At 69.2% G+C, this 22220-nt stretch carries 17 protein-coding genes; 8 read left to right on the plus strand and 9 right to left on the minus strand.

Translation table 11 applies throughout. From position 1 onward, the window contains the following. Window positions 1-54 precede the first annotated feature (54 nt). The 4 genes from FBZ83_RS26760 (at window position 55) to pflB (ending at window position 6222) form a co-directional block, all read left to right on the plus strand. A complete protein-coding gene (locus FBZ83_RS26760) occupies window positions 55-1323 on the plus strand; it encodes a paraquat-inducible protein A (RefSeq protein WP_145689844.1) in 1269 nt (422 codons plus the stop codon). Further along, entirely contained in the window at window positions 1316-3010 is a 1695-nt protein-coding gene (locus tag FBZ83_RS26765; RefSeq protein ID WP_247888491.1) for an intermembrane transport protein PqiB, read from the plus strand. The genes FBZ83_RS26760 and FBZ83_RS26765 overlap by 8 nt, the downstream gene beginning before the upstream one ends. Before the next feature lie 8 nt (window positions 3011-3018). Further along, a complete protein-coding gene (locus tag FBZ83_RS26770) occupies window positions 3019-3630 on the plus strand; it encodes a PqiC family protein (RefSeq protein WP_247888492.1) in 612 nt (203 codons plus the stop codon). A gap of 321 nt (window positions 3631-3951) precedes the next feature. Then, complete coding sequence (pflB, locus tag FBZ83_RS26775; RefSeq protein ID WP_432612503.1) at window positions 3952-6222, plus strand: formate C-acetyltransferase; 2271 nt, start codon at window positions 3952-3954, stop codon at window positions 6220-6222. Window positions 6223-6375: 153 nt separating this feature from the next. Here pflB and FBZ83_RS26780 read toward each other — a convergent pair whose 3' ends face one another. Further along, window positions 6376-7812 (minus strand): sigma-54 interaction domain-containing protein, encoded by a 1437-nt coding sequence (locus FBZ83_RS26780; protein ID WP_145689848.1) that lies wholly within the window; start codon window positions 7810-7812, stop codon window positions 6376-6378. A gap of 215 nt (window positions 7813-8027) precedes the next feature. Here FBZ83_RS26780 and FBZ83_RS26785 point away from each other — a divergent pair, with 215 nt between their 5' ends. The 4 genes from FBZ83_RS26785 to FBZ83_RS26800 all read left to right on the plus strand — a co-directional run bounded on the left by FBZ83_RS26785 (window position 8028) and on the right by FBZ83_RS26800 (window position 11009). Further along, on the plus strand, window positions 8028-8603 hold the full coding sequence (locus FBZ83_RS26785) for a sigma-70 family RNA polymerase sigma factor (protein ID WP_145689849.1): 576 nt from the start codon (window positions 8028-8030) through the stop codon (window positions 8601-8603). Next, on the plus strand, window positions 8600-9253 hold the full coding sequence (locus tag FBZ83_RS26790) for a ChrR family anti-sigma-E factor (RefSeq protein ID WP_145689850.1): 654 nt from the start codon (window positions 8600-8602) through the stop codon (window positions 9251-9253). Before FBZ83_RS26785 ends, FBZ83_RS26790 begins: the two co-directional genes overlap by 4 nt. Before the next feature lie 68 nt (window positions 9254-9321). Next, window positions 9322-10521, plus strand: coding sequence for a DNA polymerase IV (locus FBZ83_RS26795; RefSeq protein WP_145689851.1), 1200 nt, complete (start codon window positions 9322-9324; stop codon window positions 10519-10521). A gap of 95 nt (window positions 10522-10616) precedes the next feature. Further along, on the plus strand, window positions 10617-11009 hold the full coding sequence (locus tag FBZ83_RS26800; protein ID WP_014198555.1) for a DUF4280 domain-containing protein: 393 nt from the start codon (window positions 10617-10619) through the stop codon (window positions 11007-11009). Window positions 11010-11151: 142 nt separating this feature from the next. Here FBZ83_RS26800 and FBZ83_RS26805 read toward each other — a convergent pair whose 3' ends face one another. The 8 genes from FBZ83_RS26805 to tssC all read right to left on the minus strand — a co-directional run bounded on the left by FBZ83_RS26805 (window position 11152) and on the right by tssC (window position 22214). Then, window positions 11152-11844, minus strand: coding sequence for a toxin-antitoxin system YwqK family antitoxin (locus FBZ83_RS26805; RefSeq protein WP_145689852.1), 693 nt, complete (start codon window positions 11842-11844; stop codon window positions 11152-11154). Window position 11845: 1 nt separating this feature from the next. After that, entirely contained in the window at window positions 11846-13921 is a 2076-nt protein-coding gene (locus FBZ83_RS26810; RefSeq protein WP_145689853.1) for a type VI secretion system Vgr family protein, read from the minus strand. Between the two features lie 16 nt (window positions 13922-13937). Then, complete coding sequence (tssH, locus tag FBZ83_RS26815) at window positions 13938-16553, minus strand: type VI secretion system ATPase TssH (protein WP_145689854.1); 2616 nt, start codon at window positions 16551-16553, stop codon at window positions 13938-13940. Window positions 16554-16634: 81 nt separating this feature from the next. Further along, the gene (gene tssG / locus FBZ83_RS26820) at window positions 16635-17765 is read right to left on the minus strand and encodes a type VI secretion system baseplate subunit TssG (protein WP_247888493.1); all 1131 of its coding nucleotides are present in this window, start codon (window positions 17763-17765) and stop codon (window positions 16635-16637) included. Beyond that, on the minus strand, window positions 17762-19558 hold the full coding sequence (gene tssF, locus FBZ83_RS26825) for a type VI secretion system baseplate subunit TssF (RefSeq protein WP_145689855.1): 1797 nt from the start codon (window positions 19556-19558) through the stop codon (window positions 17762-17764). Before tssF ends, tssG begins: the two co-directional genes overlap by 4 nt. Window positions 19559-19572: 14 nt before the next feature. Next, entirely contained in the window at window positions 19573-20046 is a 474-nt protein-coding gene (tssE, locus tag FBZ83_RS26830) for a type VI secretion system baseplate subunit TssE (RefSeq protein WP_145689856.1), read from the minus strand. A 144-nt stretch (window positions 20047-20190) separates the two neighbouring features. Then, window positions 20191-20706 (minus strand): Hcp family type VI secretion system effector, encoded by a 516-nt coding sequence (locus FBZ83_RS26835; RefSeq protein ID WP_052584407.1) that lies wholly within the window; start codon window positions 20704-20706, stop codon window positions 20191-20193. Window positions 20707-20744: 38 nt separating this feature from the next. Continuing rightward, a complete protein-coding gene (gene tssC / locus FBZ83_RS26840) occupies window positions 20745-22214 on the minus strand; it encodes a type VI secretion system contractile sheath large subunit (protein WP_014198563.1) in 1470 nt (489 codons plus the stop codon). Window positions 22215-22220 lie beyond the last annotated feature (6 nt).

Consider the following 22220-nt stretch of genomic DNA (forward strand, 5'->3'; position numbering starts at 1 on the left):
GTGCACCCTGCATTCGGCGGACCTTTCGCCCGTGGGAAATGTTAAGCCAACGCTATGACCGCACCGGACCACCCGATCCTGCTCTGCCACGACTGCGGGGCGCCGCACGCCCTGCCGCCGGTCTCGCCCGGCCATCGCGCCGAATGCCACCGCTGCGGCGCGGTGCTGCGCCATTTCCGGACCGGCGGGCTGGGGCAGGCGGTGGCGCTGGCCATCGCCTCGACGATCCTCTTCGTCACCGCCAACCTCTTCCCGATCCTGACCTTCGAGCTGGAGGGGCGGGCGCAGACGGCGACCCTGCTCAGCGGCTCGGTGGCGCTGTGGGACGGCGGCTACGAGGTGTTGGGCGTCCTGGTCTTCTTCGTGCTGTTCCTGGCGCCGCTGGCGCAGGTGCTCGGCACGCTCTACGTGGTGATGCCGCTCGCCGCCGGGCGGACGGCGGCGCCGGGGGCGGCCTGGACCTTCCGGACGGTGGCGCGGCTGCGCCGCTGGGCGATGGCGGAGGTCTTTCTGCTCGGCCTGATCGTCGCCTATGTGAAGCTGTCCGATCTGGCGGAGCTGGAGCCGGGGGCGTCGCTGGCCGCCCTGGTCGCCTTCATCCTGGTGCAGGTCTGGGGGGAAGCGTCGCTCAGCCCCTTCGAGGTGTGGGAGCGGATCGCCCCGCAGACCCGCGTCACCCAGGCCGCCGCCGCCGACCCGGAGCGGCTGACCGCCTGCCACGATTGCCATCAGGTGGTGGCGGGGTCGGATGGTGCGTGCCCACGCTGCGGCGCCCGTCTGCACCACCGCAAGCCGAACAGCCTGCCGCGCGGCTGGGCGCTGATCTCCGCGGCGACGATCCTCTACATCCCCGCGAACCTGCTGCCGATCATGACGGTGGTTTATTTCGGCGCCGGCCAGCCCGACACCATCCTGTCCGGTGTGGAGGCTCTGATCGCGGCGGAGATGTGGCCGGTCGCCCTGCTGGTATTCTTCGCCAGCATCACCGTGCCGGTGCTGAAGCTGATCGGGCTGGCCTATCTGCTGTGGACGGTGCAGCGGGGCTCGCCGAAACGGCAGCGCGACCGCACGCGGCTCTACCGCCTGATCGAGGGGGTCGGGCGCTGGTCGATGGTGGACATCTTCATGATCTCGCTTCTGGCGGCCCTGGTCCAGTTAGGCGCCATCGCCACCATCCACGCGGAGATTGGCGCCGTCGCCTTCGCCGCGGTCGTCATCATCACCATGCTGGCGTCGGAGTCCTTCGACCCGCGGCTGATCTGGGATGCGCCGCCCCGGCGGGCGCAGCGGCAGGATTCTTCTATGATTGATGCCCATGACTGATCCCAAGCCCACCGTGGAGCCGGCCAGCCCGGTGATCCGCCGCCGCCGCGGCCTGCCGCTGATCTGGCTGGTGCCGCTGGTCGCCGCGCTGATCGGCGGCTGGCTGGCCTGGAAGACGCTGAACGAGCGCGGGCCGACCATCACCATCACCTTCGACACGGCGGAGGGGCTGGAGCCCGGCAAGACCCGCGTGCGCTACCGCGACGTCGATGTCGGGACCGTGCAGGGGGTGGCGGTCTCGCCCGACCTGTCCAACGTCATCGTCTCCGTGCGCATGGTGAAGGGGGCGGCTTCCTACCTCAACGACCGGACGAGCTTCTGGGTGGTCAAGCCGCGGCTGGGCTTCGGCGGCGTGTCGGGCCTCGGCACGCTGGTTTCGGGCGCCTACATCGGCATGGATCCGGGAACCGGCAACGGCGAGGCGCTCACCGCCTTCCGCGGGTTGGAGGAACCGCCGCTGATCCGCTCCAGTTCGCCGGGGCGGCGCTTCGCGCTCCGCGCCGACCGGTTGGGCGGCCTCGGGCCGGGGGCGCCGATCTACTACCGCGGCATCCAGGTTGGCGAGGTGGTCGGCTACGAGTTCTCCAAGGACTGGCAGTCGCTGACCATCCCGGTCTTCATCCACGCCCCCTACGACCGGATCGTCCGGCCCAACACCCGCTTCTGGAACGCCAGCGGCCTGTCGGTGTCCATCGGGCCGGAGGGGCCGACGGTGGCGCTGGAGTCCCTGCAATCGCTGGCGACCGGCGGCGTGTCCTTCGAGACTCCCGGCCTCGGCGGTCCCGGCGACAACGGCGAGATCGCGGCGGAGGGCACGGACTTTCCGCTCTACGAGAACCGTAACGCGGCCAGCGACGCGCGCTTCACCCGGCGGGTGCCTTTCCTGGTGCATTTCGACGGGTCGGTGCGCGGCCTGCATCCGGGCTCGGCTGTGGAGTTCCGCGGCATCCGGGTGGGCGAGGTGACGGACATCCGCCTGGACGTCGATCCGGTGTCGGGGGAGGCCCGCATCCCGGTCACCCTGAACATCGAGCCGGAGCGGCTGGGCGGAGAGCTGCCGGCAGCGCACGACACCGAGGCCGCCTATGCCGGCATGCAGGCGCTGGTCGAGCGGGGGCTGCGGGCGCAGTTGCGCACCGGCAACCTGCTGACCGGCGAGCTGATCGTGACGTTGGACCTGTTCCCCGATGCGCCGAAGCAGACGATGATTTCGGGCGGTCCCTATCCGGAGGTGCCGTCCCAGCCGAACGTGCTCGACACGGCGACCAAGACCGCCACCGACCTGATGAACGAGCTGGCCCGCGCGCCCATCGCCGAAACGGTGGTGGAGCTGCGCTCGACCATCCAGAAGGCCGGCGCCCTGATCGCCTCGCCGGAGATCGCCCAGGCCATCGGCTCGCTCAGCCGGTCGTTGGCCGAGCTGGAGAAGACCACGCAGGCGCTGGGCAGCGAGGGCGAGCCGACCATCCGCGCCCTGCGCGACGTGGCGGAGAACACCTCCAAGCTGGTCCGGCAGGCCGAAAAGACGCTCAGCAGCACCGATGGGTTGGTCAACTCGTCCCGTCCCGCGGTCAGCGACCTGCAGGGGCTGGTGCGCGAACTGACCGCCGCGGCCCGGTCGATCCGCGGCCTGACCGACTATCTCGAACGCCATCCCGAAGCCCTGATCCGGGGCAAACGCGGTTGAGGACACCCATGGCAATCGCTCGTCACACCCATCGCTTGCTGCTGTGCGCTTCCGCTGTGGCCCTGCTGGCCGCCTGCAGCACGCCGCCCAGCCGCTTCTACCATCTGGACGCGGTCGCGCCGGACACGGCCCCCTCGGGCACAGCCCCAATGCGGGCCGGCGAGGCGCAACGGCGGGTGATCGGGCTGGAGGGCGTGAAGGTCCCCGGCTATCTCGACCGGTCGGAGCTGGTGATGCGGGCGCCGGGCAACCGGCTGGTCGTCCGCGAGTTCGACCGCTGGGGCGGCCCCCTTGACGAAATGGTGACCCGCACGCTGCTGCGGAACCTGGAGACGGACCTGCCGGGGACGGAGGTCGTCGGCCTGCCGCTTCAGCGCGACTTCCCGCTGTCCCAGGTGGTCGAGGTGACGCTGGACCGCTTCGACGCGGCGGAGGAGGGGCCGGCCGTTCTGGAGGCGCGCTGGCGCGTCTTCGACCAGGGCGGCGACCGGCTGCGCCGGCTGGGTCACACCGCGGCGCAGGAACCGGTGAGCGCTGCCGGCGATCCCGGTGCCGTCGCCGATGCCCTCAGCCGAACCCTGGCCCGTTTGGCGCAAGATATTGCAAGCGCGCTGCGCTGATCCGAACCGTCTGTTTTAAAACGGCCGATCCGGATGAAAATATTCGATTTCCGGTGGATTGTCTCAAATGCTGCGACGCAGAAACGGCCGGTTTCTTCAGTTTTTGTGACAGGACGTGCCTTGGACGGTGCCCTGCGTATTTCGCAGGGATTGATTGATTGGGATCAATGAGGCTGGGGAGCTTTGGGCGCCTACTGATCGGGCAAGCGCGATGCTTGGCCGGGCGGTTCGTCCGGTTCGGCGCCGCGCAACGTGGCGCGGCCCCCGCCGGGGAGGGCAGGGACCGCCGCAGACAAACAGAGGCGCGTCATGGATTCCCTGATGTTCGAACCGAAAATCCCCGTTGCCGAAGCCGAGACGCCGGACCCCTGGCGCGGTTTTGCGCCCGGTTCCTGGCGGACCACGGTCGATCTGCGCGATTTCATCGTGAAGAACGTCCGCCCCTACGGCGGCGACGGCAGTTTCCTCTCCCCGGCCAGCGACCGCACCCTGTCGCTGTGGAACAAGGTGCGCGATCTCCTGAAGGAGGAGCGCGCGGCCAAGGGCGGCGTGCTCGACGCCGACACGGAGCTGGTGTCCTCCATCGTCAGCCACGCCCCCGGCTACATCGACCGGGAGCTTGAGGTCATCGTCGGGCTTCAGACGGACAAGCCGCTGAAGCGGTCGATCATGCCCTTCGGCGGCTGGCGGATGGTCAAGACGGGCTTGGAGGCCTACGGCTTCAAGCCCTCGCCCAAGCTGGACGACGTGTTCCCGGCGCTGCGCAAGACGCACAACGACGGCGTCTTCGACGTCTACACCGACGAGATGCTGCGCTGCCGCAAGTCCGGCGTCATCACCGGCCTGCCGGACGCCTACGGCCGCGGGCGCATCATCGGCGACTACCGCCGGCTGGCGCTCTACGGCGCCGATTTCCTGATCGCCGACAAGAAGGCCCAGTACAAGAGCCTGGAAGTCGACCGCATCGACGAGAACACGCTGCGCCTGCGCGAGGAGATCACCGAGCAGATCCGCGCGCTCCGCGACCTCGTGACGATGGCGGCGTCCTACGGCTTCGACGTGACCCGCCCGGCGACCAACGCCTTCGAGGCGGTGCAGTGGACCTACCTCGCCTATCTGGCGGCGGTGAAGGAGGCCAACGGGGCGGCCATGTCGCTCGGCCGCGTCTCCAGCTTCCTTGACGTCTACATCGAGCGCGACCTGCGCGAAGGCCGCCTGGACGAGGCGGGCGCTCAGGAGCTGATTGACCAGTTCGTCATCAAGCTGCGGATGGTGCGTTTCCTGCGCACGCCGGAATACGACCAGCTCTTCTCGGGCGACCCGACCTGGGTGACGGAGTGCATCGGCGGCATGGCGCTCGACGGGCGCACGCTGGTCACCAAGGGCAGCTTCCGCATGCTGCACACACTCCAGAATCTCGGCCCGGCGCCGGAACCGAACCTGACCGTTCTGTGGTCGGAGAGCCTGCCGGAGGGCTTCAAGAAGTTCTGCGCCGAGACCTCCATCAAGACCTGCTCGGTGCAGTACGAGAACGACGACCTGATGCGGCCCTACTGGGGCGACGACTACGGCATCGCCTGCTGCGTCTCGGCCATGCGCATCGGCAAGCAGATGCAGTTCTTCGGCGCCCGCGCCAACCTCGCCAAGACGCTGCTCTACGCCATCAACGGCGGCCGCGACGAGGTCTCCGGTGAGCAGGTCGGCCCGGCCTTCGCGCCGATCACCGGCGACGTGCTCGACCACGACACGGTGGTCGCCCGTCTGCTGCCGATGATGGAGTGGTTGGCGCGCGCCTACATGAACACGCTCAACGCCATCCACTTCATGCATGACAAGTACATGTACGAGCGGCTGGAGATGGCGCTGCACGACCGCGACGTGCTGCGCACCATGGCCTGCGGCATCGCCGGTCTGAGCGTGGTCGCGGACAGCCTGTCGGCGATCAAGCACGCCACGGTCAAGGTGGTGCGCGACGAACGTGGCCTCGCCACCGACTTCGTCATCGAGGGCGACTACCCGGCCTTCGGCAACAACGACGACCGGGTCGACGGGATCGCGGTGTGGTTGGTCGAGACCTTCATGGGCCTGCTGCGCAAGCAGAAGGCCTACCGCGACGCGGTGCCGACGCAGTCGGTGCTGACGATCACCTCGAACGTGGTCTACGGCAAGAAGACGGGCAACACGCCGGACGGGCGCAAGGCCGGCCAGCCCTTCGCGCCGGGGGCCAACCCGATGCACGGGCGCGACCGCAAGGGGGCGATCGCCTCGATGGCGTCGGTGGCCAAGCTGCCCTACGCCCACGCCCAGGACGGCATCAGCTACACCTTCACCATCGTGCCCGGCGCGCTGGGTCCGACCGAGGGCGAGCGGGTGGATAACTTGGTGGGCATGCTGGACGGCTATTTCGGCCAGGGCGGCCACCACATCAACGTGAACGTCTTCGACCGCGAGACGCTGCTGCACGCCATGGACCATCCGGAGCTGTACCCGCAGCTGACCATCCGGGTGTCGGGCTACGCGGTGAACTTCATCAAGCTGACCCGCGAGCAGCAGATGGACGTCATCAGCCGCACCTTCCATGGGGCGCATTGACGAGTTGTTGAGCAGCGGCGTGTTGCCCCCTCCCTGACCCTCCCCCGCTGGGCGGGGGAGGGAACAGCTCCCTCTCCCGCCCAGCGGGGGAGGGAAGGGGCCCGCGCAGCGGGAAGGGTGGGGGCCCTACTCCATCCCCCTCACACCGCACCCCTACACCGTCCCCTGGGTGTCCTCCTTGATCCCCAGCGCCTGCATCCGCTCGTAGAGCGAGGCGCGCGAAATCCCCAGCAGCTTGGCGGCCTTGGCCTTCACCCCGCCGGTGCGCGACAGGGCGCCGACGATGGCGGCGCGCTCCGTGTCTTTCAGCACGTCGCTCAAGGGACGGTCGCCACCCTCCGCCAGCCGCTCGCCCGGACCGGCGGGGCCCGCCGCGCGCGGCAGGGCGCCGCGGATGTGATCGGCGGTCAGGACCGTGTCGTCGGTCATCGCCGACACCCGTTCCAGCACGTTGCGCAACTCCCGCACGTTGCCGGGCCAGTCGTAATCCTCCAGAACGGCGATGGCTCCGGCGGTCAGCTCCCGCGACGGGGCGGCGGTGGTGAAGGCCAACTCGTCGAGGATGCGGTCGGCGATGCTGCCGATGTCCTCCGTCCGGTCGCGCAACGGCGGCAGGGTGATCGGCACCACGTTCAGCCGGTAATAGAGGTCGGCGCGGAACTGCCGCTCGCGGACCAGGGCGTCGAGGTCGCGGCTGGTCGCCGCGATGACGCGCAGATCGACGCGCACCACCTTGTTGGAGCCGACCGCCTCGAACTCCCGCTCCTGCAGCACGCGCAGCAGTTTGGCCTGCAGCGGCAGCGGCATGTCGCCGATCTCGTCCAGGAACAGGGTGCCGCCGTCGGCCAGTTGGAACTTGCCCTCGCGCATCTTGCGGTCGGCGCCGGTGAAGGCGCCGGGGGCGACGCCGAACAGCTCCGATTCCAGAAGGTTTTCCGGGATCGCCGCGACGTTCACCCCGACGAAGGGCGCGTTGGCGCGCGGGCTGGCGGCGTGGATGCCGTGGGCCAGCAGTTCCTTGCCGGTGCCGGTCTCGCCCAGCAGCAGAACGGTGCTGTCGAGCTGCGCGGCGCGGCGGGCCAGACGCTTCACCTCGCGCATGGAATCGCTGTTGCCGATCATCTGCGACAGGGAGTATTTCGCGCGCCGCTCCTGCGCCAGTTCCTGGCGGGCACGGGTCAGCTCCTCCTGGAGCTTCTGGTACTTCGACATCAGCGGGCGCAGCCGGTCGGCCCGGTCGAACAGGGCGAAGCCGATGGCGCCGATCAGCGTCCCGTCCTCATCGCGCAGCGGCAGGCGGGTCACCACGATGGTCCGCTCCCCGATGTCCATGAGGTCGAGCAGCATGGTCTGCCCGCTCTCCACCACATGGCGCATCTGGCTGTTGGGGATGACCTCCTCCACCGGGCGGCCCAGCGCGTCGTCCGGATTGCCGGAATAGCCGAGCAACTCCAGATAGCGCTCGCCGATCCAGGCGATCCGCGCGTGCTGGTCGACCACGATCAGCCCGACGCAGGCGTCCGCCAGATGGTGGAACAGCGATTCCACGGCCCGGGCCCGCAAATGTTCGAAGTTCGGTTCGAGGCTCATGCCTTCTTCCTTCTTGGCGAGGGGCTTTGCGGAGGGCTTGGTGGAGGGGGATGCGGACCTAGCATCAAGTGGGGACACCATACCAGGGAATCCAGTTGGGGGATGCCCCGCGCATGGGCACGACGGAATTCCTATGCCGAATTACGCCGTGTGCCGCAGGACACGCTGCTGTATGGTGCGGAAAGACTGAGACCGACTGAAGACTTGTCCCTGGCATGCTGCCGAAGGCCGATTCGAACGACCCGACCATGCCGGACCACGAGCAACTTCTGCTTGCTGTCGCCCGCAACCGCGACTCCACCGCCTTCCGCGCGCTGTTCGATCACTTCGCGCCGCGGATCAAGGCCTACATGCGCCGCCTGGGCGCCGACGGCAGCGCGGCCGAGGAGCTGGTCCAAGACGTCATGATGGCGGTCTGGCTGCGGGCGGACCGCTTCGACCCGACACTGGCCAGCGCCTCCACCTGGATCTACACCATCGCCCGCAACCGCCGTATCGACCGTGTCCGGCAGGAGCGGCGGCCTGAGCTTCAACCCGATGATCTGGCGCCGGACGGTGGGGAGGAACCCCCGCCCGACCACCAGTTCGAAGCCGCCGAGACGGCCTCCCGCCTGCGCGCGGTGATCGGCAACCTGCCGCCGGAGCAGGCCGACGTGCTGCGGCTCGCCTATTACGAGGACAAGGTCCACACGGAGATCTCCGCCGAACGCGGCATCCCGCTGGGGACCGTGAAGACGCGCCTGCGGCTGGCCCTCGGCCGCCTGCGCCGGGCTTTTGGAGAGGGAGCGTGACCGTGCCGGCCCATCACCCCGCCCCCGAACTGCTGCTCGACTACGCCGCCGGCAGCCTGCGCGCGGTGCAGTCGCTGCTGGTCGCCGCGCATCTCGCCTATTGCCCGGAATGCCGGGCGCAGGTCGCGGAGCTGGAGGCCTGCGGCGGCGTCCTGCTGGCGGATCTGCCGCCGGAGCCGGTGTCCGATTCGCTGTTCGGCACGCTGATGACCCGGCTCGACGCGACGGTGGCCACGCCGACGCCCGTTCCCGCGCCGGCGGGGAAGAGCCTGTTTCCCGGCCCGCTGCGCCGCGCCATCGGGGCGGAACCGGAGGCGCTGGAATGGGTGCGCGTCGTTCCGGGCGTCCACCTGTCGGCCTGGGGAGTCAGCGCCGGAACGGCCTCGGCCTGCCTGCTGCGCATGGCGCCGGGGTCGCGGGTGCCGGCCCACCGTCACACCGACAGCGAGATGCTGCTGGTGATGAAGGGCGGCTTCTCCGACGAGTTCGGGGCCTACCGGGTCGGTGACGTGGCGTCCTACGACACCGGCACGCCGCACCACGCCGTGGCCGACGCGGACGGGGAGTGCCTGTGCCTGCTGGTGCAGGACCAGCCCTTGGTCTTCACCGGCCCGCTCGGCTGGCTGCTCAACCGGGGTTTCCGTTTCTGAGCGGAAAACTGGAACGGGACAGGAACATTCCTTCCCCGCCGCGGGCGCGCTGCTGCTAGACTGCGGCCATGGCTGTGTTCGACGATTGCAAGGTCCTGTGCCGCGACTGCGCGGCGGCCCTCCGCGGGAGCGAGCCGCGCTGCCCGAAATGCGGCGGCCGGCGGCTGGTCCGGCATGAGGAGCTGCACGGCCTCGCCATCGGCCACATCGACTGCGACGCCTTCTACGCCACGGTGGAGAAGCGCGACCGGTCCGAGCTGGTCAGCCGCCCGCTGATCATCGGCGGCGACCGGCGCGGGGTGGTGGCCGCCTGCTGCTACATCGCGCGGATGGCCGGGGTGCGCTCGGCCATGCCGATGTGGCAGGCGCTGGAGGCCTGCCCGGACGCCGTCGTGCTGCGGCCCGACATGGCGAAGTACAAGGCGGTGGGCCGGCAGGCGCGGGAGCTGATGCACGCCTTCACCCCGCTGGTCGAGCCGCTGTCCATCGACGAGGCCTTCCTCGACCTGTCCGGCGTGGCCGAGCGGCTGAGCATCAGCCCGGCCCAGGCGCTGGCTGAGCTGGTCCGCCGCTTCGAGAACCAGTTGGGCATCACCGCCTCGGTCGGGCTCAGCTACAACAAGCTGTTCGCCAAGATCGCCTCCGACCTGGAGAAGCCGCGGGGCTTCTCGGTGATCGGGCGGGGGCAGGCGATGGACTTCCTGGCGCCCAAGCCGGTGTCGATCCTGTGGGGCGTCGGGCCCGTGCTCCAGCGCAAGCTGCAGTCGGACGGCATCCGCACGGTGGGCGACCTGCGCGGCTGGTCGGAGATCGATCTGGTGCGCCGCCACGGCAAGATGGGCCGCCTGCTGCACCGCTTCGCCCGCGGCCAGGACGACCGCCGGGTGGAGCCGGAATCGCCGAGCAAGAGCATCTCCGCCGAGACGACCTTCGACTGGGAGACCGCCGACAAGGCCGCGCTCAAGGACGCGCTGCTGCCGTTGGCCGAGACGGTGGCGCGCCGCTTGTCGGCCGCGGGCTTGCGGGGGCGTAGCGTGGTGCTGAAGATGAAGACCGCCGATTTCCAAACCATCTCCCGCTCCCGGCGCGTCGATCCGCCCGCGCGGTCGGCGGGGCTGATCTGGCAGACCGGCTGCGAAATGCTGGACGCCGAGCCGGACGGGCGGTCGATCCGCCTGATCGGCGTCGGCTGCACCGACCTGCTCGACCCGGAGACCGAGGCGGAGCCGGGCCTGTTCGACGGCTTCGGCCCGTCTCCGCCGGGTTGAAGCGAATTCGGACCAATCCGGTCCAGGGATCGCTTGCCGCGGACCGGCGGAGGCGCACACTCTTGCCTTGAGCGTTTCGGGCGTGGAGAGACGGGATGAGTCAGGCGGTGTGCGCGGGGGCCATGATGACCTGCAGCTTCGGGGCGGCGCCGTCCGCCCTGGTGGTGCTGCCGCTGAACCGTACGATGGCCGGCGGTCCGCCGATGGCGAACATCATGGACAACAAGCCGATCATGAACATTCCGCCCTTCGGCGTGTGCACCAGCCCGGCCAACCCGGTGGTCGCCTCGATGATCCCGGTGCCGCCGCCGGGCGTGATCAAGCCACAGCCCTGCGTTCCCTGCACCGTCGCCCCCTGGGTGCCCGGCGCCCCGACGGTGATGGTCGGCAACATGCCGGCCCTGACCTCTACCAGCAAACTGATGTGCAACTGGGGCGGGGTGATCCAGATCGTCGTGCCGGGGCAGTTCACGGTGCAGACGCCGTAGGGTGTGCGGGGCTCTTGCCCCCTCCCTAACCCTCCCCCGCTATCGCAGGGGAGGGGACTGCCGCCGCTTCGCAGAAGGCACCCTCCCCTGCGAAGCGGGGGAGGGCCGGGGAGAGGGGGCAAGACCTCCCCAAGGGTTTTCCTCACCCCGCCGGGGGCTGCAGCACGGCGATCTCCTTGCCGTCCTCCGAATAGGTCCGCAGCGGTTCGATCAGCAGGCCGCGGCGGTAGACGCCGTGCTGCATCAGCGCGCCGGAGGGGAAGAAGCGGCGCAGCACCCCATCCTGGAGCCCGTCCAGGAAGGCCGCGCGCTCGCTCACCGTGCCGTCGTCGTAATAGCCCAGGACCGGGCCGTGCAGGCGATCGTTGGCGTAGCTCTCCCGTCGCATCGGACGGCCCTGCGGGCTGTGGAACAGCGCCTCGCCCTCGCGCTTGCCGTCGCTGTACTGGAAGACGGCGGCCACCGTGCCGCTCTCGTGGAAGAAGACCGACGGGCCGTTGAGCAGGCCGTTGCGGTAGGTCATGCGGCAGGTCGGGCGGGCGTTGGCGTAGAAGGTGGTCTGGCCGTGCTGCACGCCGTCCGCATACTCGGCCACCTGGACCAGGGCACCGCCGGGCGCGTAGTTGCGCACCTCCCCGTGCAGCTTCCCGGCGCGCAGCCGGGCGCGCAGGATCGGGTGCCCGTCCTCGCCGCAGGCGGTGTAGAGGCCATGGAACTGCTCGTCGCGCATCTCGCCGCTGCGGACGATGCGGCCCAACTCGTCGCGCTCCTCCACGGGTTGGGGATCGGCAATCCGGGCCTCAGATGGGCTTTCGTCGGCTGTCTCGGCGGCCATCTCAATTCACCTTCACCAGGGTGCCTTTGACGGTCATGATGGCGCCGGCGCTGACCTCGCCCATGGTCTGGGCCTTCAGCGTCGCGGACAGCCCCTCGGCGGTCAGGGCCATGCCGGCCTTCAGGTTCATGCCCATGCTCGCCTTGACGTCCATGCCCATGCCGGACTTGATCTCCATGGCCATGCCGGACTTCGCGTTGAAGGCGCCGCCGGCGTCGAGCTTCATGTCCGTCCCGGACTTGACGCCGACCTCGCCGGAGGTGGCGGTCACCTTCACCGACTTGCCCTTGATGACCACGTCGCCGGTCACGTCGATGGTCAGGTTGCCCTTCACGGTCAGGGTGTAGTCGCCGTCGGCCTTGTGGATGAAGTCGGCCTTGTTGGTGTGGGTCTCGTTGTCCTTCACCGTCACGGCGCGGGTGCCCTTCGCGACCTCGTGCGTCTCGTTGCCCTCCGACACGGTGATGCTGTGATCGTTCTTCACGGTCAGCTTGCGGTCGTGCTGGATGTCGATGGTGCTGTCGTTCTCGACCGTCTCCACCTCGTCGTGCTTGATGAGGCGGGTCACGTCGTTCAACACTTCGACGTTCATGTCCTTCTGGGCGTGAACGAAAATCTCCTCGGCGTCGGCCTTGTCCTCGAAGCGGATCTCGTTGAACTTGCCGGTGCCGTTCTTGGAGGTCTGCGTCTTGATGGTGCTCTTGGTCGAATCGTCGGGCAGCGTGTAGGGCACGGTCTGCTCGGCGTTGTAGACCGAGCCGGTGACCAGCGGACGGTCGGGGTCGCCGTCGAGGAAGGTCACCACCACCTCCTGACCGACGCGCGGGAAGAACATGATGCCGTAGTTCTTGCCCGCCCAGTTCTGCGCGACGCGGACCCAGCAGGAGCTTTTCTCGTCCTTCTTGCCCAGCCGGTCCCAGTGGAACTGCACCTTGATGCGCCCGTACTTGTCGAGCCAGATCTCCTCCCCGCTCTTGCCGACGACGATGGCGGTCTGGGTGGAGTGGATGCGCGGCTTCACCGCCGTGTCGAGCGGGCGGAAGGGCAGGTCGGGCGGGAAGGCGGTGAAATGGGCGTTGAAATGGCCGCTCGCCCCGTCGATGCGCACGGAATACAGGACATACTCGGCGTTCAGGTCGCTCTTGCTGTGGCCGGACACGGTGATGCGCGTCCCGGCCTCCAGCGACCGGCATTCGCCGCTGCCGCGCACCCGGCGTCCGGGGAAGGCCAGGGCCTGCTGGCGCAGCTTGGCCATCGCCTCCCCGTCCGACGAGGTAGTGTGGCGGCCCATGTAGTCGCTGACCGTGCCGAAGCCCGACGCGCCCTCGGCCGTGGCGTAGAGGTCGGTCGAGGGCGTCTCGAAATGGTAGCCGTCGATGCCGTAGCTCTTGGTCGTCACCCGCCGCTCGACGCTGAGCCCGTTCAGCACATGGTCCTCGTCGTCGTGCCCTTCGGTGGTGCGGTACTCGAAGGCGTCGAGCAGTGTGCTCTTGGCGAAGGCGTTGGCCCCGTCGCCCAGCACCAGCGTGTGCTTCCCGTCCTCATGCGTGAAGTAGTAGAAGATGCCTTCCTCTTCGAGCAGCCGGGCGACGAAGTTGTAGTCGGTCTCGCGGTACTGCACGCAGTATTCACGCTTGGCGTAGGTGCCGGTCAGCGACTTCTTGAGGTCGGTGTAGCCGGCGCCCTTGCAGACCTCCTCGACGATTTCCGGGACCGTCTTCTCCTGGAAGATGCGGCAGTCGCCGGAATGGGTCAGCATCCACAGCCAGGGATGAAGCTCCGCCTCGTAATGGGCGACCTGGCCGCGGTCGTCGACATGAGTCAGCTCGATCCGGCCGACGATGGCGTTGATGTAACGCACCGTCTCCTGGTCGCCGAGCGTGATGGCGACGGTCACCGCCTTGCCGACGAGGCGGTCGAAGGCGATGTCCTCGTCCGACGAGATCATGGTGACGCGGTAGGTGAACAGCGACGACAGCCGCTCCTCGCCCACGATGGTGCGCAGCGCCAGCGCGTCCGCCCCCAGCGGGGTGGTGATGGACAGATACTGGCCGTCCTGGGAAAAGCGCTTCGCCATCCTCGCCGCTCCCCGGTCAGGCCGCCGCGCCGTCCACGCCGACGGTGAAGCGGCCGTCCGCGCCGTGGTCCACGGTGATGCGGCCCACCGGCTGGCCGGCGGCGACGCGGTCGAGGATGCGGATCGCCACCTCCGGCACCACGAACTCCGACAGCAGCGTGTCGATCATGCGCGCCCCGGCGTCGGAGTTCAGCGCCCGCAGCACCAGCGCCTCCACCGCCGCGTCGGTGACCGCCAGTTCGGCGCCGCGGTTGCCGGCGGTGCGGCGTTGCAGCTTGTCCAGCTTCATCGTCACGATGCGGCGGATCTGCGCCTCGCTGAGCGGGTAGTAGGGCACGACCGACAGGCGGCCGAGGAAGGCCGGGCGGAAGCGGCGGCGCAGCACGTCGGAAATGGCGGCCAGCCCCTCCTCGCGCGCCTCGCCGATGCGTCCGGCGTCGAGCGCCTCGCGGCCCAGAGCGAACAACTCGGTGTCGCCCAGGTTGCTGGTCAGCAGGATCAGCGTGTTGCGGAAGTCCACCTCCACGCCCTCGCCGTCCTCCAGAACGCCCTTGTCGAAGACCTGATAGAACATGTCCAGCACATCGGGGTGGGCCTTCTCGACCTCGTCCATCAGCACCACGGCGTGCGGGCGGCGGCGCACCGCCTCGGTCAGGACGCCGCCGCTGCCGTAGCCGACATAGCCCGGCGGGGCGCCGCGCAGGGTCGCCACGGCGTGGGCCTCCTGATACTCCGACATGTTGATGGTGATCAGGCTGTCCTCGCCGCCGTTCAGCAGCTCGGCGAGCGCCAGGGCAGTTTCGGTCTTGCCGACGCCGCTGGGGCCGCTCAGCAGGAAGACGCCGATGGGGCGCTGCGGTTCGCCCAGTCCGGCGCGGTAGCCGCGCACGGCCCGCGCGATGGCCTGGAGCGCCTGCGGCTGGCCGACGACGCGGGCGGCCATGCGGTCCTCCAGCGTGGCGACCACCTCAAGGTCGTCCTTGGACATCGAGCCGACCGGGATGCCGGTCCAGTTCGACACCACGGCGGCGACCACCGCGCCGTCCACCCGGTGCGGAACGAGGGGGCTATCGCCCTGCACGGCCTTCAGTTTTTCCATGGCCGCGGCGGCCTCCACGGCGTGGCCGGCCTTCAGCGCGGCCTCCACCGCATCGACCAGATCGCGTTCGCGTGTCCAGCGCTCGTCCAGCGCGGCCTTCTCCAGGGCCAGCGCGCCGCGGCGTTGCGAAATCTGCGACAGGCGGGCGTGGTGGGCGGTGCCGGGTTCGGCCTCCAGCCGCTCCGCCTCGCGCGCCAGGATGGCGTCCTCGCGCTCCATCGCCTCGATGGCTTCGGGCTTGGAGCTGCGGGCGATGGCGACGCGGGCGCAGGCGGTGTCGAGCACGCTGATCGCCTTGTCGGGCAGCTGGCGGGCGGGAATGTAGCGGGCGGACAGGGCCACCGCGGCGGCGATGCCGTCGTCGAGCACGCTGACCCCGTGATGCTCCTCGAAACGGCGGACGAGGCCGCGCAGCATGGCCGCCGCCGCCGTCTCGTCCGGCTCCGGCACCGAGACGGGCTGGAAGCGGCGGGCCAGGGCCGGGTCCTTCTCGAAATACTTCTTGTACTCGGCCCAGGTGGTGGCGGCGATGGTGCGGAACTCGCCGCGCGCCAAGGCGGGCTTCAGCAGGTTGGCGGCGTCGCCCTGGCCGGCGGCCCCGCCGGCGCCGATCAGCGCGTGCGCCTCGTCGATGAAGACGACCATCGGCACGGGGGAGGCCGAGACCTCCTTGATGATCGATTTCAGCCGGTTCTCGAACTCGCCCTTCACCCCGGCCCCGGCCTGGAGCAGCCCGAGGTCGAGCGTGCGGATGACCATGCCGCGCAGCGGCAGCGGCACGTCGCCCTCGGCGATGCGCAGGGCCAGCCCTTCCACGATGGCGGTCTTGCCGACGCCGGGGTCGCCAACGAGGATCGGGTTGTTCTGGCGGCGGCGCATCATCACGTCGATGACCTGCCGGATCTCGCGGTCGCGCCCGATCACCGGGTCGATCTTTCCGGCCTTGGCCTGGGCGGTCAGGTCCTGGCTGTACTGGTCCAGCATGGCCCGTCCGTCCGATGCGGCGGAGACCGGAGCGGCGGCGGGAGAGGATTCGGATGTGGCGGCGGACGGTCCGCCCGCCTTCAGGGCGCACACCAGCTCCGGCAGGTCGGACGCGGTGCGCTCGCGCGGCAGGGCGAGCAGGGAGGGGGCGGACTCCGTGACCACCGCCCGCACGGAATCGCAGGCGACCGCCGCCCAGAGGATGGCCGGAAGGAGGATCTGCGGGCTGTCCAGATGGGTGACGGAGATCAGCAGCGCCGTCTCCAGCATCTCCGGCACGCGGGGGGAGAAGGCCGGGGTGCGGCTGTTGCCGCGGCGGATGCGGTCCAGCGCCGCTTCCAGTTCCGTTTCCAGCCGGCCCGCCTCGACACCGTAATGACGCAGGATGCCGGCGACGGTGGCGTCCTTCAGCCGCAGCAGGGCCAGCAGCACATGCTCCGCCTCGACGTCGTAATGGGTCTGCGAGACGCACAGCGCGGCGGAGCGTTCCAGCACCTTGCGCCCGTCGCGGTCGAGCTTTCCGATGAGGGACTTGATGTCGGCGGTCACGGGACGGCTCCCTGGGATGACGTTGCGGGCGAGGACGGGGTCAGAGGCGTTCGGCGTCCCCTCTCCCCTCTGGGGAGAGGGTTAGGGTGAGGGGGTTGCGCGTGGTGGTACGTCCGGCACAAGCGCAACCCCCTCACCGGCCCTCCGGGCCACCCTCTCCCCAGAGGGGAGAGGGTTTGAGGGGGCGAGCGTGAGGCGCCCGTCCTTCAAATTCGGACGGCCCGGTGCCCGCAGCCAGGAGGTCCAGCCGAGGCGGCTGCCCTCCTGCGGCTTGGTGGACAGGCGCGTCGGCGGCACCTTCGTGGCCTCCAGCACCAGCACGATGCGGAAGTCCATGCCGTCCCCGGTGTGGAAGCGGGCGAGCGCGCAGAGCGTCTGGTGGTGCCGCCCGTCGGGCAGGAACTCGCGGAAGCGCTCCAGGCTGTCGAGCGTCAGTTCGATGGCGTAGCAGCTCTGCTGGTCCCAGACGCGGCGGCCCAGCACGACCGTGCGGCCGAGGCTGTTGTTCCGCGCGCCGAAGCCGCCGCCGATGCGGGTGCGGCTCTCCTCGTCCAGCGGCAGCCAGCGCCCGACGAAGCTCTCCACCCGCACCTTGACCCGGAAGACGGCGCCGAGGATCGCCTCCAGCCCGGCCGACGAGCGGCGGCGGTTGGCGAGGATGCCGGAGAAGGCCAGCAGCATGCGGTCGGGCGTGCCGGGCAGGCGCTGCTCCAGGCCGGGCGTGCCGATGCCGGCCAGCGCGCGCAGCACGCGTGCCATCAGCGTGCGTTCCGGGTCGCGCTCCAGCAGGGGCAGGCTGCCCTGGCGGGTGCGGTAGAAGATCGACATCAGGCGGTGGTTGAAGATGTCGTAGAAGGCGGAGCCCGCCGTGTCGCGCCGCGCCGCCCGCTCGACCAGCAGTTCGGTGGCGACGTAGGGCAGGGGGCCGTTGATGCCGGCCACGCCCAGCACGGGCGAGCGGACGACGCCGCGCCCGTCCTCGGTCCGCCGCGCCTCGACAACGTCGCTGGCGGGGAAGACGAAGCTGGGGTCGTGCTCGATGCGAACGGCCTCCTGCTCCGGGTCGATGCCGGTGCCGAGCGGGGCCAGACCGGGGGCGGCGCGCTCCAGCAGGGCGATGGCCTGCAGCAGGTCGAAGCCCCAGGGCTCGGCCTCCAGCCGGTCGATCAGGGCGGGAGGGTGGCCCGAGGAGGGAGGGGGGCGGTCCGTCACAGGACCGGCTGGCTGCCGGCAAGGCGCGACCATGCCTTCCAGACCCCTTCCCGTTGCACCGAGCGCAGCCGAAGCTGGGCGAAGGCGTTGACGTTGACGTAGAGCCCGAGGAAGCGGCTGAGCACACCGCCGAAGACCAGCGGGCTGGCGCCAACGAAGTTCCGTTCGTCCAGGGCCACCGTCACCTCCAGCCCGCGCACGAAGCCGCGCCAGGCGTCCTGCCCCATGCGGTGCAACACCGGGCGGGAGGACAGGCCCTGCACGCCGCGGATCTGGTGCTGAGCGGACGGATCGTCGGGCGCGTGCAGCAGCAGGATCGATTGCAGGGCGCGCAGCCCCTCGGCGTCGCCGGTCAGGCTGAGATGGTTGACCGACAGGTGCGAGATCAGCTTCCAAGCCGAGGAACCGCCCGCCGGGGCGGGGCGTCCGGGGGTCGGCTTGTGCAGGCAGCGGATGGTGGCGATGGGGGCGGATTCTTCGATCATCAGCGCGGCCCCCGCCGGGACCTGCTCGGCCAACGCCCGGTTGGTGCAGAGCGTGCGCACGAGAAGCGTCTCGTCCGCCGGGTCGGTCGGCGTCAGATCGAGGTGGTGCAGGCTGAGATGCAGGTCGGTGCCCGGCACGTCGTCGCGCTGGGTCGGCTCGCGCGCGGCCAGCCAGAAGCCGCGCGGTTCCGTCTCGGCCTCGGCGTGCTGGTGCGAGAAGAGGGGGACGTAGCGGTGGTGCATGCCGTCGCCGTCGCGCAGGCCGCTGACCTCCAAGATCGAATGGACCTCGGTGGTGCGCTCGCGCAGGGCGTCGGGGACGACGCGGTAGGCGGTGCGCCGGTGGTTCAGCCGGATCGGCTCCGCCGTGCGGTTGAACAGGTTGACGATGGGCGTGCAGCCGAGGACGAAGCTGTCCTTGCGCAGGGTCAGCCGGTTGGGCAGCGGGCGCGACACCGCGATCAGGATGTCCACGACCTCTCCCGACAACCGCCCCTGGGGAATCGGCAGGTCGTAGAAGTCGAACTTCTGCGGGAACTCGAAGTATTCCTGCAGCAGGCCGTAGGCCGGCTGGGCGTGCTTGGGGTGCGGCAGCACCGTCTCGTCCGGACCGAAGCCCACCGGAGCGATCAGGGTCTCACCGCGCAGCCGCACCGGCGGCTTGCCCGGCTGGACGTAGGCGATCTCGACCACACCGCACAGGAACAGCTCGTGCAGGGCGGAGGTGAGGATCGTCTCGCCGTCGATGAACAGGCGCAGCTTGTCGATCGGCAGATTCTCGAAGGACTGGTTGCGCGTCTCCAGCCGCAGCCGCAGCACCGAGGCGGTGGCGGCGCCGTCGAGGAAGTCGTAGCGGTCCGCCGGCTCCACCGCGGCGTCGGTCACCGCGACCGGCCACAGCGTCACGTCGTAGGCGGTGCGGAAGCGGCAGCGGATGTTGTCCTCGGCCACGGCGTGCAAGGGGGTGCCGCGCGGCACGCGGAAGCCGCCGGTCAGCCGCCCCTCACCGGGTGTCGGCTCCATCCGCGCGATGCCCATGGCCGGGATCGGCGCGATCATCTGCGGGTGCAGGATGCCGAGCAGCGCCTCGGAAAAGCGCGGGAACTCGCGCTCCAGATTGAGCTGCAGGCGACCCGACAGGAAAGCGAAGGATTCGATCAGCCGCTCGACGTTGGGGTCGGCGGCCTGATCCGGCCCCAGCGCCAGCCGGCGCGCAATCTTGGGATAGCTGCGCGCGAAAGCTTCGCCCGCCCGGCGGACGTAGAGAAGCTCGCGTTCGTAATGGTCGAGGAGGTCCTCGCGCCGCATCCTGGTGCGTCCTTTCAGCCGGACTGGCTCGGCTCGGTGGCGGCCGGGCCGCGCAGGCCCACGTCGAATTCCAGCCGTTCGGTGACGGTGCCCGCCACGACCTCGCCGGAGATGCTGGTGACCATGGTGCCGCGCCCGGTTCCGGCGCTGACGGTCACCCGCGGGCGCTTCAGCCGCGGCTCGAAATCGATGATGGCCTGTCGCACCATCCGCTCCACCTGACGGCGGTCGGCGTCGGAAGCGGCGTCCAAATGCGTGATGTCGGAAATCCCATAGTCCAGCGCCGTTCCGCCGAGATCGGGGCGGCGCGTGCCGGTGCTGCGGCTGTCGAGGATGCGCGCCACCTCGCGCCGGATCGACGCCTTGAGGTCGGGCATGGACAGCACCGTGGTGGACGGCTCGTCGCCCGTCGGGTGGTCCGGTTCGAAGTCGATCAGCCGTTCGAACAGCAGCGACCGTCCACCGGTCATCGTCTTGGGCTGGGTCATCGCCGTGTCCGTTGGGGGCTTCAGTTCCTTCTCCCCTCTGGGGAGAAGGTTAGGATGAGGGGGTTGTGCTTTTGCCGGACGTGCCGACATGCACAACCCCCTCACCCTTCCCTCTCCCCAGAGGGGAGAGGGTTATTCACCACCTCAGCTGTCGGAGACGGTGCCCTTCAGCAGGTTGAACTTCACGCCGCCACCGCCTTCGTGCTTCTGCTCTTCGGTGTAGCGCTTGTAGGTCCAGTAGATCTCGGTGGCGTTGATCTCGATGGTCTCGGTCGTGTCGCCCTCGTTGACGCTCAGGCTGTGCTTGGCGATCAGCGGGTTGGTCAGCTCGATCGTCAGGAACTCGCCCCACTGGTGGCTGTCGCCGATCGGCTTCAGGCAGTGGATGGTCCACTGCTTCTTCGCCGTGTCGGAGTTGGCCGAGCGCAGCAGCAGCGAGATCAGCTTGGGCGAGGCCCGGTCCCACTTGCGCTCAAGCGTGATGTTCTCGACCTTCGGGGTGTGGACCGTGCGGCGGGCGTTGGTCGACACTTCCATTTCGACGGTCATGTCCTGCGACAGGGATTCGCACAGGATCATGTCCTTGAACACCACGCCCCCGGCGATCTCCACCGCGGACTCCCCCTGGACGTTGGGGATATCGAGAATGATCATAGACATGCGGATTTACTCCGGACGATGCGTTCGGGGGGAGGGGATCAGGCTTCCGGCGCCGGCAGTTCGGCGACCATGCGGATGGAGGCCGACAGCTCTTCGAGCTGGAAATGCGGGCGCAGGAAGATGTTGGCGCGGTAGACGCCCGGACGGCCCGGCACGTCGTAGACGTCGATGCGGGCCTCGCGCAGCGGGAAACGGGCCTTCGTGCCCTGCGACGCCTCGTCGTCCAGAAGGACGTAGTTGGCGATCCAGGTGTTCAGGTGGTCCGTGATGTTGTTGCGCGTCAGGAAGGCGCCGATCTTGTCGCGCAGCATCACCTTCAGGTAATGGGCGAAGCGCGACGACACCAGCATGTATGGCAGCATCGCCGAGATGCGGGCGTTCGCGTTGGCCTCGTCGGTGTTGTAGACCTTCGGCTTGTTGGTGGTCTGGCCGCTGAAGAACGCCGCGTAATCCGTGTTCTTGCAGTGGACCAGCGAGATGAAGCCGAGGTCGTTCAGCTCCTTCTCACGGCGATCGGTGATGGCGATCTCCGTCGGGCACTTCAGGGCGACGTCGCCCTCGTCGGTCTTGAAGGTGTGGCTGGGCAGACCCTCGACCTTGCCGCCGCCTTCCACGCCGCGGATGGCCGCGGTCCAGCCGTGCTTGGCGAAGCTGTCGGTGATGCGCGCGGCCAGCGCCCAGGAGGCGTTGCCCCACAGGTACTTGGAATGATCGCGGCCGTCGGTGTCCTCGACGAAGTTCATGCCTTCGACCGGAACGGTGTTCGGGCCGTAGGGCAGGCGCATCAGGACGTGCGGCATGGTCAGCGAGACGTAGCGGGAGTCTTCCGACGAACGGAAGGACCGCCACTTCACCATCTCGGCCGTCTCGAAGATCTTCGACAGGTCGCGCGGGGCGCCCAACTCGCCGAAGTTCTCCATGTCGAACATCGCCGGCGACACGGCGCTGATGAACGGCGCGTGGGCGGCGGCGGCGAGGTTCGACATCTTCTCCAGCAGGGAGATGTCCTGCGGATGGCGGCCGAACTCGTAATCACCGACCAGCATGCTGTAGGGCGTGCCGCCCAGCGTGCCGTACTCGGCCTCGTAGACCATCTTGAACATGGCGCTCTGGTCGAACTCGACCGCGCTGTCCAGGTCCTTCTGGAGGTCCTTGCGCGAGACGTTGAGGACGCGCAGCTTCAGCGTCGTCGAGGTCTCGGTGTTCATGACGAGGTAGTTGAGGCCGCGCCACGTGCCTTCCAGCTTCTGGAAGTCGGGGTGGTGCATGACCTCGTTCAGCTGGTCGCTGATCAGCTCGTCGATCTGCGCGATGCGCTGGTTGATCGCCTCGACCACGTCGATGGCGGAGGCGTCGCCGGTCTCGGCGAGGACCTGGTCGACGAATTCGGTCAGAAGGTCGCGGGCGTAGGGCCGCTGGCCCTCTTCGCGCGCCATCTTGCCTTCGACCATCATGCGGTCGAGCAGGGACAGACTGGCGGCGCTCTCAACGGACGTTTCCGTGCTCACCTGTTC

Origin of the sequence: Azospirillum brasilense, from assembly GCF_007827815.1 — a bacterium.
GTDB classification, from domain to species: domain Bacteria; phylum Pseudomonadota; class Alphaproteobacteria; order Azospirillales; family Azospirillaceae; genus Azospirillum; species Azospirillum brasilense_C.

What these genes read in the sequence shown, in the direction of transcription:
- FBZ83_RS26760 (WP_145689844.1), top strand. Translation starts at nt 55, where the DNA reads ATGACCGCACCGGACCACCCGATCCTGCTCTGCCACGACTGCGGGGCG.
- FBZ83_RS26765 (WP_247888491.1), top strand. Translation starts at nt 1,316, where the DNA reads ATGACTGATCCCAAGCCCACCGTGGAGCCGGCCAGCCCGGTGATCCGC.
- FBZ83_RS26770 (WP_247888492.1), top strand. Translation starts at nt 3,019, where the DNA reads ATGGCAATCGCTCGTCACACCCATCGCTTGCTGCTGTGCGCTTCCGCT.
- pflB (WP_432612503.1), top strand. Translation starts at nt 3,952, where the DNA reads ATGTTCGAACCGAAAATCCCCGTTGCCGAAGCCGAGACGCCGGACCCC.
- FBZ83_RS26780 (WP_145689848.1), bottom strand. Translation starts at nt 7,812, where the DNA reads ATGAGCCTCGAACCGAACTTCGAACATTTGCGGGCCCGGGCCGTGGAA.
- FBZ83_RS26785 (WP_145689849.1), top strand. Translation starts at nt 8,028, where the DNA reads ATGCTGCCGAAGGCCGATTCGAACGACCCGACCATGCCGGACCACGAG.
- FBZ83_RS26795 (WP_145689851.1), top strand. Translation starts at nt 9,322, where the DNA reads ATGGCTGTGTTCGACGATTGCAAGGTCCTGTGCCGCGACTGCGCGGCG.
- FBZ83_RS26800 (WP_014198555.1), top strand. Translation starts at nt 10,617, where the DNA reads ATGAGTCAGGCGGTGTGCGCGGGGGCCATGATGACCTGCAGCTTCGGG.
- FBZ83_RS26805 (WP_145689852.1), bottom strand. Translation starts at nt 11,844, where the DNA reads ATGGCCGCCGAGACAGCCGACGAAAGCCCATCTGAGGCCCGGATTGCC.
- FBZ83_RS26810 (WP_145689853.1), bottom strand. Translation starts at nt 13,921, where the DNA reads ATGGCGAAGCGCTTTTCCCAGGACGGCCAGTATCTGTCCATCACCACC.
- tssF (WP_145689855.1), bottom strand. Translation starts at nt 19,558, where the DNA reads ATGCGGCGCGAGGACCTCCTCGACCATTACGAACGCGAGCTTCTCTAC.
- tssE (WP_145689856.1), bottom strand. Translation starts at nt 20,046, where the DNA reads ATGACCCAGCCCAAGACGATGACCGGTGGACGGTCGCTGCTGTTCGAA.
- FBZ83_RS26835 (WP_052584407.1), bottom strand. Translation starts at nt 20,706, where the DNA reads ATGTCTATGATCATTCTCGATATCCCCAACGTCCAGGGGGAGTCCGCG.